Here is a 12516-nt window from a genome sequence, read left to right as displayed (position 1 = left end):
GGTCAATTAGGCTTCCTGATAATTAAGCTGCCATTCAACTCCGAAACGGTCTACAATAACAGCATAGGCCTTAGACCAGTCCGTTTCCATAAATGATGTTTTTATACACCCTTGATCCTGGAGTTTCGTATATAAACAATGCAGTTCATTGATATTATCGCTCATGATCACTAAGGTCAAATTTTCGTTTTTAGGTTTGAGCTCTTTTGGCGGTAATTGTCCGTATGTGACCTTTGTAGGTGTTTGATTGACTGATAAATTTTGTTGGGATTGAATAGAGGAAAAAGCTTCTAAATCCATATCTCCAAATAATTCGAGCTCAGAAAGATCCGTTCCAAAAATATCCCTATAAAAACTTACAGCTTCTTGACAATTTCTGTTAAACGATACACAGGGTTGTAAAACCATCATAACACTCCTTTAAAATTTAAAATTTCAAGTAGTAAATTGATTCTGCACTTGTTATATAGCCCGAAAAAGACTATTAAAACAGTTTTTTGCAAGATATTTATATTTTAACGAAATGTTAAGATTTTGAACACTAGTTTATCAGAATATTGGCAATTTCTAAAAGTAGTTAATTAAAAAACAAACCCTCTGGTGGGGAACCAAAGGGTTTGTTTTATCGCTGCTTTCTGACAGCTTTATAAGAAATGATTTTAAGGGGGTCATCTCCTAATGTAATAATAGCCTTGAAAGCTTAAATACAACAAAAGTAAAGTTAAAAATATTTAATAATTGATGTTGGAAACGGTTCCAAATATTTTAAAAATAAAAAAACAGCCGTAATCGACTGCCTAATCGCATTTATGGCGTGCCCTGGGTGTATCCAACTGTATGTACGACACTTAGGAATCATATAAATTGATATCGTAAAGAGTTAAAAGATTGTCGACATATTGGTTATCTAAGCTAATAAATACTTTAACCTTAAAAAATGCATCGTTTTCTATATTATGAAGAACAACCAATATCCTGGATCAGCAAATATCGATAAAATAAGATTAACAAAGTGAGGCCAATTTTGGGTGGTGAATCGATAGCCTATCCTAATTTCTTTATGATTTAGAATACGCTTGATTCTGAATTGGAAAAAGCCCCACTAAAATAATTAGAGGGCTTTTTAAAATATTAACTAATCATTTTTTTAATCGTAGTGAATACCGTTCCAATATACGGTATTTTTAATAATGGTGTGCTCATCTAGTTCAACCCCATCGAGTGCCCATTTTTTAAACTCGGCAAAACCGGTTCGATCGATTATGTAGCCGATGTGTTCTTTTCCGCCGGGTGCTTCCCGGTCAATATAATTATTTACAAAGGCATAGGTGTTTTTAATGACTTTAATAATCGTAGCTGCGCTTGCCCAGACTAGGAAATCTTCGGCAAGACGAGGGTTTCGTTTTCCCGTCCGTCCCATAATGACCAGACGATAGTAAGTTTCAAGGCTTCTGGTCCATGCTCTGGTTGGACAGTTAATGACACATTCGCCACAGCCGACGCACTTCTCAGTATTTCGGACAATCCGATAGTTCTCAACAGATAAGGCATCAACCGATTTTTTCTTGCAGGCTTTAACACAGGCCTGACAATTAACACAGCGTTCCTTTTCGTATTGAGGTTCGGTCATTCCGATAATTCCAAAATCGTGCATTCGAGTCTTAATACAATCGTTGGCGCAGCCGGTAAAGGCCACTTTAAAATGCAGGTCGTTAGGGAAAATTTCCTTCTCCATTTTTCTGGCGAATTCAGTTGTATTATAGGTAGCAAAGGGACAGACATTACTGCCAATACAAGCCGAGATATTTCTTGTTCCGGCAGCGGTATATCCCTGTCCCGGGATTTCCTGATTAATTTCCAGTTTTTCAATAATTGGCTGGAGAAGTTCGTTGACAGCAGTAATGTCTTCGTAGCGAATTCCAGGGATTTCAAAACCCTGGCGCGTGGTCAGGTGAAGTTTGCCATTACCGTAAGTCTGCGCAATATTTTGGATTAACGGCAATAAATCCGCAGTTAACATACCACCGGGAACTCTTATGCGTGAAGCGGTTTCGCCGCGTACTTTAGTCACCCGATAAGCATTTTTCTTGATTTTTTTAGTATTTAAATCCAACATAAAAGCCTCCTAATCTTTCAAATATTTTCCCTTAGTATAATTAAATACCGGTCCATCGAGGCAAATATAAGTATCATCAATTTTGCAATGACCACACTTACCAATACCACAGCACATTTTTCTTTCCTGGGAAAGCCAAAGATTTTCTTCTTTAAATCCTTTAGATAAAAGATCATTAATGGTACACTGCATCATAAAGGGTGGTCCCACCACAATCCCAACGGCCTCATTAAGATTTTTTACGGGTAATTCGGGAATGAACTGGGTGACAAGACCGCAATGACCGTCGTAGGATTCATCCGGATAATCAACAGTTAAAACAACATTAATATTTTTTTCCCAGTTCTTAAAGTCTTGTTTAAATAGGACATCTTTAGGTGATTTAAAACCGGCCAGAAGTGTAAAACTTTGGCAATCCTGAGGATTTTTGGAAAAATAATCGATGATTCCTTTAACCGGAGAAAGTCCAGTCCCACCTGCAATCAGAAGAATTTCTTTGCCTTTATAATTTTCAATATCAAAGCCGTTACCATAGGGTCCACGTAAAAAAAGCGTATCGCCAACATAATTTTCAAAAATTTCATCAGTAACACGACCGACTTTGCGGATGGTCAAATCGATAGTTTTATCGCCAATACCACTGACAGAGATTGGAGCCTCGCCAAATTTGGGAAGAGATACCTCAAAAAACTGGCCGGGTTTGACGCTGCCTTCATAGCTCATCCGAAACGTGTATTCAATTTCAGTATGTTTAATGACTTCGTTGATAGTAGAAAGAAAGGGAACATAGGGATTAGTCATGTGATTGATCCTCCTTTACTAAAGCGTTAAGTTTGTTAATGCAGTTAGAAAAAGAAATGTATTCCGGACAGACGTCGTCACAGCGGCCGCAGCCGATACACATATGTTCCCCAAAGCGGCGTTTGTAATCATTAATTTTGTGGAGTACCTTAAAACGCATCCGTTGGCTTTTGTCTTTTCTAAAAGCGTGTCCACCAGCCATGTCGGTATAGCCATCAACGTGACAGGAGGCCCAAACACGGCGACGTTCACCAGCTTTGCCGTTATCGGTGTAGAAAAGATCCTGCATGGTAAAACAGGTACAGGTTGGACAAACAAAATTGCAGCGGCCACAGGCTATGCAGCGGTTCTGGTAATCATCCCAAAGCGGGGAGTCGAAAAGCGCTGGCGAAATAACTTCGGGAATTTCAACGACTGTCTGGTTTTCAGAAACAAAATCAGGTACTACTTCTGTTTGACTTTCATTAGCTAGAACGGTGTTGAGTCTGTCCCAATGGCTGTCGACAAAAACAGTTTGATCGATAATTTTAAGATAAGCGTCATAGTCGACTGATTCTTGCGTACCCATAGAAACACAGAAGCAGTTTTCAAAAGATGTCTCACATCCCATTAAGATAAACTTGACATTATCACGCAGTCGCTGGTAAAAAGAATCCACCGGACCGTTTTTCAGGTAGATTGTATCCAGTCGCTTGAGACCGTGAAGATCACAGCTGCGTAGAAAAACAAGGGCGCTTTTTTTAGGTGGATCAGATTCCTTGATTTCATTTTCGGTAAAATAAAAGAGCGTTTCAGAGATGGGAAGTAGGATTTCTTTAAACGAATAATCCGATTTCTGAGAAAATTCTATTTCTGAAAGATCAGTAATTTCGCCGTAGCGGATGGTGTCTATATCAACAAAAGTTCCGTCACCTTTAAAGCGCTTGGGTGCGTAGATGGTATAGTCTTTTGCAAGCGAATCAAAAATAGTATTCATTATTTTAAGACTGGTTTGATAACCCATTAACAAGTCCTCCTTGATTTTTTGCATGAAGAATGAAGTCTGTTAGCCATTACCGAATGAGTAATAGCTGACAGACTTCTTTAAAAAGTTAATTAAAAAAAGTTTTAATTAGGCCAGGCATTTTGCCATGTCAGCTTCAACAGTGGTGATTGGTCCAATGTTATAATTTTCAACCAGGACATTTAAGACATTTGGTGAGACAAAGGCCGGCAGTGATGGTCCTAAAAGAATATTTTTAATGCCTAAGTGCAGGAGGGTTAAGAGGATACAGACCGCTTTTTGTTCGTACCAGGATAAGACCATGCTCAGAGGCAGATCATTAACCCCGCAGTCAAAGGCTTCGGCCAGGGCGACAGCCACCTTGATAGCCGAATAGGCGTCATTACACTGGCCCATATCCATCAGACGGGGCAGGCCACCAATGGTGCCCAGATCGAGGTCGTTGAAACGGAATTTTCCGCAGGCAAGGGTTAAAACGACCGTGTCATCCGGCGTTTTTTCAACAAACTCGGTATAGTAGTTACGTCCGGTTTTAGCGCCGTCACAGCCGCCAACCAGGAAGAAGTGTTTAATCGCACCATCCTTAACCGCATCGATAACCTTATCGGCAACCCCTAAAACGGTTCCGTGTCCAAAACCGGTCAGAACCTTTTTACCGCCGTTAATGCCCGTCATTTCGTGGTCTTCCGGATAACCGCCCAGTTCAAGGGCTTTTTCAATGACTGGGGTGAAATCTTTTTCTTTGCCAACGTGAATCATATCCGGGTATTGAACCACATCAGTGGTAAAAATACGATCGGAATAACTGTCTTTTACAGGCATAATACAGTTGGTCGTGAAAAGTACTGGTGCGGGAACATCGGCAAATTCCTTTTGCTGGTTCTGCCAGGCGGTTCCAAAGTTCCCTTTTAGCTGGCTGTATTTTTTAAGTTCCGGATAAGCATGGGCAGGAAGCATTTCACCGTGGGTATAAATATTAATGCCTTTGCCCTGGGTTTGATCCAGAAGCAGTTTTAGGTCGTGCAGATCGTGACCGGTAATGATGATAAAGGGTCCTTTTTCAATGGTTAGAGGCACTTCAGTCGGTACCGGTGTTCCGTAGGTTTCGGTATTGGCCTGATCCAGCAGAGCCATGCATTTGAGATTAATCTCGCCGGTTTTTAAAACCAGTGGCAGCAGCGTATCCATGCCCAGATCGGAGCCTACAGCGGCAAGGGCTTCATAGAAGAAGGCATCGACTTCGGGATCTCGATAACCGAGAATTTCTGCATGGTGGGCATAAGCGGCCATTCCCTTAATCCCTAAAAGAATAAGCGTTTTCAAAGAACGGATATCTTCATTGTCATCCCACAGATCCGCCATGGTGTAGTCTTTAGCAGTCGGGTCCAGATCGGCTTTCATTTGATCGACGCAGTCAACCATAATTTTAAGGCTTTCGCTCTCAAAACTGACGTTGGTAACCGTTGTGAACAAAGCTTTCTTGATGCAGGCATCAGTGGCTTGGCTGGCGCCTTTTTTCTGAACAGCTTTGGCCAGGCCAATACAGGCTCCGACTAATTTATCCTGAAGACCAGCTACAGGAGCAGTCTTTCCACAAACCCCTTTAACCTCACAGCCGGTTCCTTTGGCTGTCTGCTCACATTGAAAACAAAACATATCTTTCATTCTAGTACCTCTTTTCTCTAAATTGTAATGGTTTATTTAAGGCGAATACATAAGTTTATTTACCCGAAACGTTTTTATTAAACCGTTAATGTAAGGAAAAATAAAATCAATCGGGTTTCTGTTTATAATAATACAACTTTATTATTATTTTTGCGGTTGCATTTGCAACAAAAATAAAAAAATTAATTTTTATTTGAAAATTAGGATGGTAAGAATAGCGATTATTATAAAGTGTTACATGAGTAACACCTTTTTTTGAAACTTTCCGGTATGATTGAGAAAAAGAATCGGAAAGGAGAAGAAATGGATATCTTTACCATTGGCTTCTGGATTGTCGGACTGATCGTTTTTATATTAGCTTTTGTCCGCAAGAGAGCAGAAACAAAAGAAGCCATGAAGAAAACACGCGGGATGATGAAAAACATGCTGGGTGATATTGTGGGAATTATCTTTATGATTGGTCTGATTTTAACCCTTATTCCGCCGGATACCATTAAAAATGTATTGGGTTCTGGCAATATTCTTTTAACAACGGTGGCGGCGGCGATTGTCGGAAGCCTTACTTTAATTCCGGCATTTGTCGCTTTTCCGCTGGTGGGATCACTCGTTGATTCCGGTGCGAGTATCGTACCGGGGGTCGCTTTTTTGACAACCCTTACCATGGTTGGCGTTGTGACTTTTCCACTGGAGAAAAAAGAATTTGGAACCCGTTTTGCTCTTTTACGGAATCTGCTCAGCTTTATTGGTGCTGTTTTAATTGCGATATTGATGGGGGTGATTTTAGCATGATTTCAGTTCTAAGAAAAAACAAATTGCTTTTGATTGTGGCAGGTATTTATTTGTTCTTGCTTGTCTTTAACAGGGATATTGCTAAATTAGCGTGGGAAAACACCACTTATTATTTGATTGAAATGGCTCAGATTCTGCCGGTGATTTTTTTACTCACCGTAGCAATTGAGGTATTGGTACCAAAAGAGTGGATTGTTAAACGAATGGGAAACCAGTCCGGTATCACCGGTATGATTCTGGCTCTGGCTTTTGGCAGTCTATCGGCAGGCCCTATCTATGCGGCTTTTCCGATTGCTAAAACCCTGCATCAGAAAGGGGCCAGTGTTGGCAATGTGGTTGTCATTTTAAGTGCCTGGGCAGTCATTAAAGTGCCCATGCTGGCAAATGAGGCTAAATTTCTGGGCCCGGAATTTATGCTGGTGCGCTGGATTTTAACGGTTATCTTTATCCTTGGGATGGGTATCATGATAAAAAACGTCGGGATTAAAATTCAGGGGGAAGATAGTCCTAATGAGCAGGCAATTGCAATACAAAAGGACTATTGTATTGGTTGCACTGCTTGTGTGCGGTCAATGCCTGATGTATTTGAGATGAAAGACGGGAAAGCGACGGTTATCTGCTCAGATAAGCAGGGTGTCGAAACCCTTGTTACAAAGCGGGAAGAGCTGGTGACAACCGCCCAAAAATGTCCGTCAAAAGCGATTATCCTCAAAGAGTAAGATTAATCCTGAATTAGCTCTTTAGCAAGCAGCGTGATCGATTTTGAATCAAAATCAATGAGTCCTTCGAGTCGCATTTTCTGTAATTCCCGAGAAAGCGAGGTGCGGCTGACACCAAACATTTCCGCCAGGGCTTTTTTAGATAAGGTCAAGCGGATGGTGGTGGTGTCCTGCAGCTTAGACTGACGGGCAAGGTAAGTGATAATGCTTTGGCGGATTGTTCGACTGACCCGGTTCTTCATTTTTAGTCCAATGAGGACCGATAAATCGGAAATGATTTTGATATAAGCCATCATAAAATCGGGATAGTCTTGGCAGAGTTTAAGCAGAAGACTTTTTCCAATGCTGAGCACCTTTGTTGGTTTTCGGGAAGTGATGGTCATGGGGTAGTGTTCAGTACTCGAAAAAATAAGATTGGCACCAATAATTTGGCCTTTATGAAAATAACTGACGGTCATCAGATCGCCGGAGATGCCGATGCGTTCGATGACGATTTCACCACTTAAAATGATTTCGATCTGCTCACAGGCTTCGCCTTCAAAATGGACAACTTCATTTTTATGAAAAGATTTTAGCACAAATGAGCCGTTTGAAAGACAATTGGCGATGAGCTGGGCTGGCAGCTTGTCTAGAATAGTAGACTGATAGGGATGGGTGTTTGCTGACATGGGATTTACCTCCGATAGTGAAATTATAGCGGATAGGGGTTAAAAGAAACAACGACGATTGAGAAGGTTTGAATAAAATAGTTTAAAAAATAAAAATAAAAAATAAAAAATTTAAAAATTGAAAGTGAGGAACAAACAATGATTGAAAAAGTACATCAGTACAGTACCACCGATGACAAAAAGGTTGAAAAACTGATTATGGATGAAAATATTAATTACATTCATATGGTTTTTGGCCAAGGCGAGGGCCTGCCGGAACATTATTCCAATTCCAACGTATATATGAATGTAATCAGAGGGGATCTGACCATCAGGCTTGATGAGCAGGAGGCACATGATTATCCGAAAGGGTCACTGTTGGAAATCCCCTACAATATAAAAATGAATGTCGGCAACAGTCACCAAGAGACGCTGGAACTCGTTGTGGTTAAGGCGCCGGCACCGAAACACTATAAAGAATAATAGAAAATGATTATCAAGTTTCTAAGTATATCGATAATTTTGATCACAAAATTGTTACATTGAATTTGTTAGGATTACCGCAGCGATATTGAATTAAATGCATTTTCTTTAACAGCTGATTAGTAATAATCAGTTGTTTTTTATATTCTGTCACACGTTGATATAAATCAAATCAAAGAATAAAACTTATTCAAAATAAGCTGCTAGCTTGCAGTACTATCAATTTGTTTGACTAGAACGTATATTAATAGTTATCAGTTGGTTATAAAAAAAGAACTTCATAAGAAGTTCTTAAGTTTATTAATAATCATATAAATTGAAATAAATGGCGTGCCCTGAGGGATTCGAACCCCCGACCTTCCGGTTCGTAGCCGAACGCTCTATCCAGCTGAGCCAAGGGCACGCGACGTGACCTAAGAAACTTTCTGTCGGCCACAAAAAATATTATAACACAATTTTAACATAATGCAAATGTTTTTTTTAATTTTATTTAAGTGCGTTAACAAGGTCAATGACTTCATAAAGTGATTTACCAGAATTAATTGCAACTTTTTTTAAATCTTCATACTCAGGACTTTCACGATGAATATTTCCGTGATCTACTACTTTTAAATTAACATCCCCATAAGGTGTATTTATAGTTCTAAAAGATCTGTCCATACAGGTTCTGGTAACTGGATATTTTCTAATTCCAATCGTAGAGGTTTCCTTTAGTATCAATTCTTCCAAGGTAGATAGCTTTTTTTCCTGACACAATACTGTTAGATGAATACCCGGTCTATTTTTTTTCATGTAAATAGGAGTATAAAATGCATCCAAAGCACCTGCCTGCATTAATTTTTCTAAAACATAGCCGGCCATTTCACCGGTCATATCGTCCATATTGGTTTCAATAACCATCGTTTCCATCGTATCGGCCTTTTCTCCCTGAATGATTCGTAAGGCATTTAATATCCCGAAATCCTTTGTACCAAAGCCATATCCTGTTTTAACCGGAGCAAAAGTTGGTGTAACAGGAGAATACGTACCAAGCTCGGATATGATAGCCACACCAGTAGGTGTAGCAGATTCACCGTCTATTGCCTTAGAATAGATTTCAAAACCCGAGTCACACAATATTTCAGCAGTAGCGGGAGCTGGAACAGGAAGTAAACCATGGGCACAGCGAACCCAACCACTTCCGACATTTATTTTTGATCCGTATACAATATCTGGATTTAAATGGTGAAAACAAATTGAAGCACCAACTATATCGATAATCGAATCAAGAGCTCCAACCTCATGAAAGTGTACTCTTTCCATTGGAACATTGTGAACTTTTCCTTCAGCAATAGCTACTCTTTTAAAAATTGCCAGAGCTGTATTCTTAACAGAATCAGTAAGTGTAGAGTTTAGTATAATGCGTTCAATATCTGAATAATGACGGTGATGGTGTGTATCATTGAGAATATGAACATGACAATGGGTGCCGCTAATTCCTTTTTTCATCGTTTTTTCTGCTAAAATTTCATAACCCGAAAGATTCAACTTTGCCAATTCATCGATAAGTAATTGTGGATCAATACCTAAATCGATAAATGCCCCCAAAACCATATCACCACTAATACCCGAAAAGCAGTCAAAATATAATAATTTCATTGTCATACTCCTTTGATGTACTCATAAAACTAAAGTTTGTTGATCTTAGAAGCCATACAAGCAGCACCAAAACCATTATCAATATTAACAACTCCTATTCCACTAGCGCAGGAAGTAAGCATTCCCAGTAAAGCTGAAACACCACCAAAATTAGCACCATAGCCAATGCTAGTCGGTACGGCAATGATCGGTTTATCAGTAAGTCCTCCTACAACCGAGGCTAGAGCTCCTTCCATACCGGCAACGACAATAACAGTTTTAGCTTCATTTATTATAGAAACGTTATTAAGAAGCCGGTGAATTCCTGCAACACCTACGTCATATAGACGTTTAACCTGATTACCCATGACTGTAGCAGTGATTGCGGCTTCTTCAGCAATAGGAATATCTGAAGTACCGGCTGAAACAACCAGAATATAGGACTCTGTGGTTTTATATTCCTGCCGTTTAACAACAACCGAACGCGCTTCCTCATAGTAAATGGCATCACTGGTTACAGATTTAATCGCTTCATAAACAGAAAAATCAGCTCGTGATGCAAGAATATTTCCGCTTGAACGCTTTAACATATTCTCAACGATACCTTTAATCTGCTCAAGTGATTTGCCTGGACTGTAGATTACTTCAGGGTACCCATTTCGTAGTTCACGATGATGATCGACCTTAGCGTATTCCAGGTCTTCATAGGGAAGGATTTTCAACTGATCCAATGCCGATTCAATATCACATTGATCATTTTTCACTTCTAATAGTAGCTTTTTGAGTTGTTCAATATTCATAAGTCACTCCAATTCTACTTTATCGTCTTTTTTGACTGATAAAGTCGCTCATTTCCTGCAAAGTCAGTGAATTTCTGAAAGATTCAAATTGATATTCTGTTTGATATTTTTTTTCCAACTGTTGAATTAAATCTGAAAAATACAAAGAATCTCCACCCAAATCATTTATAAAATGACTACTTTCACTTATTTGTGAAACTGGAATTTTTAATACTTGACTCCAAATCTGTGCAAGTTCAAGGTAGGAAGGATCTAATTGACTTTCAGTTTCTGAGATCAGTGAGATCACATTATTTTTATAAAATCCTTTTTCCCAATTAACTGAGAGAGAGAGTCTATCTGTTTTTCCCGAGGCATTCTTTGGAATCTCTGAATTTAGGACACCAAAATCAATTAGTAAATGCCAAACCTTTCTGATTCGTTGTGCCGCATCGTGCAGAACTTCAGGATTATTCGTGTCTGAAAACATGACGAGACTATTTCGCGAATTGATTTTATCTTTTACCTGAACAATAACCAGTTTACTTGTTTCATGGTTATCTTTAGCTGTTCGTTCAAGATCATTGATCAAATAGTTTTCACCATTGACGATAATAATATCTTTATATCGCCCGAAAACAGTTAGCCAGCCCTGGTGAAAAAAGCCAAGGTCGCCGGTATTGAAAAAGCCGTTAGCATCAATTGAAGAAATTTTTTCTTCGTGATAATAGCCTTTCATGACATTCGTCCCCTTGATGTGGATAATTCCCAGATGTTCAGGTGGAAGATCATTTCCTTCAAGATCTCGGATTATTACTTCATTACACTCATCTAAAATACCGACAGAAACACGGCTGATAGTATCTTCATCAGGAGCGCAAAAAAACAGCTTCTGACCAATTTTCTGATAGTCATTCAGGAAATGTTCTACCCGGAAGGGTTTTCCAATTGGAGTATAACTGACGCCCATAGTCGTTTCACTTAAGCCGTAAGCAGGTTTTAAGGTGTCTTTTTTCCAACCATACCTAGCTGCTTCTTTTTCAAAATCAACTAATGAATTAGGATTTACATCTTCACCGCCACAGAAACAAATGAATACTGAAGAAAGATCAATTGAAACCTTTGGATTAATACCAGTATGCAAAAGTAATTCCAGTCCAAAGAGGGCAGAACCGGTCATAGTAGCGCTAAACTCAGAAAGTTTCTCTAGCCATATAATCGGATTCTTTATAAAAAGAAGGGGGTGCATTAAATATTGTGGAAAATCGTTAACTAAAGGTACAAGATGATAACCAACAAAAGCAAAACAATGAGAAAGTGGAAGCCAGCACAAATAGCGTTCAGTCATATTTTTGCGGACAACGATACTGCTGGCGATTCCACCCTCGTAAAGATTATTCTGAGTAAGTACAGCTCCTTTAGGATTACTAGTGGTACCAGATGTGAACTGAATCATAGCTGGATCACTTTTTAAAACTGTCTCAATTAAACCAGGTTCAGAATTAAAAAGCACTGGATACATCAAGGCACTAAAGTTTATAAGCGTACTCAGACCGTCTAAATCAGTTAGAATAGTAGGACAGTCGAGAGTATTTAAAACAGATTGTAAGGTTGAACGGGATTTTTCATCCTGGGCAATGGGAAGGATAGAAAAAACAATTCCCCCCAGCAATGAGGCCCAAGTTGCAGTGATTTGTGATCTGACACTTCTAAGCTGAAAAACAATGAGATTGCCTTTTTTTAAACCCTGAAATTGCAGGCCACCCAGCAATTTCAGGGCATCTTCAAAAAGCTCTGCGTAGGTAAGTTGCGTTTCAACTCCATCGTATTCACAAAATGTAATCGTCGTTTGGCTGTCTTTGAGCGCAATTATAGAATCATTTATAGTCATGAAGTC

At 39.3% G+C, this 12516-nt stretch carries 12 protein-coding genes and 1 tRNA gene; 3 read left to right on the top strand and 10 right to left on the bottom strand.

The genetic code is table 11. The annotated features are described in order from the left end of the window. Positions 1 to 6 precede the first annotated feature (6 nt). The 5 genes from Q5O24_08040 to hcp form a co-directional block, all read right to left on the bottom strand. Positions 7 to 408: a VOC family protein gene (locus Q5O24_08040; GenBank protein ID WKY46339.1), complete on the bottom strand. Its 402-nt coding sequence runs from the start codon at positions 406 to 408 to the stop codon at positions 7 to 9. Between the two features lie 739 nt (positions 409 to 1147). Beyond that, positions 1148 to 2113 carry a sulfite reductase subunit C gene (gene asrC, locus Q5O24_08035; protein ID WKY49230.1) on the bottom strand — a complete coding sequence of 322 codons (966 nt, stop codon included), beginning with the start codon at positions 2111 to 2113 and terminating at the stop codon, positions 1148 to 1150. 12 nt (positions 2114 to 2125) lie between these two features. Then, positions 2126 to 2917 carry an anaerobic sulfite reductase subunit AsrB gene (gene asrB, locus Q5O24_08030; GenBank protein WKY46338.1) on the bottom strand — a complete coding sequence of 264 codons (792 nt, stop codon included), beginning with the start codon at positions 2915 to 2917 and terminating at the stop codon, positions 2126 to 2128. After that, on the bottom strand, positions 2910 to 3920 hold the full coding sequence (gene asrA, locus Q5O24_08025; protein ID WKY46337.1) for an anaerobic sulfite reductase subunit AsrA: 1011 nt from the start codon (positions 3918 to 3920) through the stop codon (positions 2910 to 2912). The genes asrB and asrA overlap by 8 nt, the downstream gene beginning before the upstream one ends. A gap of 108 nt (positions 3921 to 4028) precedes the next feature. Further along, entirely contained in the window at positions 4029 to 5585 is a 1557-nt protein-coding gene (gene hcp, locus Q5O24_08020) for a hydroxylamine reductase (protein WKY46336.1), read from the bottom strand. Between the two features lie 303 nt (positions 5586 to 5888). Between hcp and Q5O24_08015 the strand changes: the two genes are divergently transcribed. Both Q5O24_08015 and Q5O24_08010 read left to right on the top strand, forming a co-directional pair. Next, positions 5889 to 6374: a permease gene (locus Q5O24_08015; protein ID WKY46335.1), complete on the top strand. Its 486-nt coding sequence runs from the start codon at positions 5889 to 5891 to the stop codon at positions 6372 to 6374. Then, positions 6371 to 7093: a permease gene (locus Q5O24_08010; protein ID WKY46334.1), complete on the top strand. Its 723-nt coding sequence runs from the start codon at positions 6371 to 6373 to the stop codon at positions 7091 to 7093. The genes Q5O24_08015 and Q5O24_08010 overlap by 4 nt, the downstream gene beginning before the upstream one ends. 2 nt (positions 7094 to 7095) lie before the next feature. On the opposite strand, the gene Q5O24_08005 is transcribed toward Q5O24_08010, so the two are convergent. Next, positions 7096 to 7761: a Crp/Fnr family transcriptional regulator gene (locus Q5O24_08005; protein ID WKY46333.1), complete on the bottom strand. Its 666-nt coding sequence runs from the start codon at positions 7759 to 7761 to the stop codon at positions 7096 to 7098. A 138-nt stretch (positions 7762 to 7899) separates the two neighbouring features. Between Q5O24_08005 and Q5O24_08000 the strand changes: the two genes are divergently transcribed. After that, entirely contained in the window at positions 7900 to 8223 is a 324-nt protein-coding gene (locus tag Q5O24_08000; protein WKY46332.1) for a cupin domain-containing protein, read from the top strand. 326 nt (positions 8224 to 8549) lie between these two features. Here Q5O24_08000 and Q5O24_07995 read toward each other — a convergent pair. The 4 genes from Q5O24_07995 to Q5O24_07980 all read right to left on the bottom strand — a co-directional run bounded on the left by Q5O24_07995 (position 8550) and on the right by Q5O24_07980 (position 12510). Continuing rightward, a tRNA-Arg gene (locus Q5O24_07995) sits at positions 8550 to 8626 on the bottom strand. 83 nt (positions 8627 to 8709) lie between these two features. After that, complete coding sequence (gene larC, locus Q5O24_07990; GenBank protein WKY46331.1) at positions 8710 to 9861, bottom strand: nickel pincer cofactor biosynthesis protein LarC; 1152 nt, start codon at positions 9859 to 9861, stop codon at positions 8710 to 8712. 29 nt (positions 9862 to 9890) lie between these two features. Further along, a complete protein-coding gene (gene larB, locus Q5O24_07985; protein ID WKY46330.1) occupies positions 9891 to 10640 on the bottom strand; it encodes a nickel pincer cofactor biosynthesis protein LarB in 750 nt (249 codons plus the stop codon). 19 nt (positions 10641 to 10659) lie between these two features. After that, complete coding sequence (locus Q5O24_07980) at positions 10660 to 12510, bottom strand: AMP-binding protein (GenBank protein WKY46329.1); 1851 nt, start codon at positions 12508 to 12510, stop codon at positions 10660 to 10662. Positions 12511 to 12516: the final 6 nt, after the last annotated feature.

The sequence above is a fragment of the Eubacteriaceae bacterium ES3 genome (assembly GCA_030586155.1).
Taxonomy (GTDB): domain Bacteria; phylum Bacillota; class Clostridia; order Eubacteriales; family Eubacteriaceae; genus Acetobacterium.
Note: the sequence above shows the minus strand (reverse complement) of the source record. Positions and strands in the feature narration are given on the sequence as shown.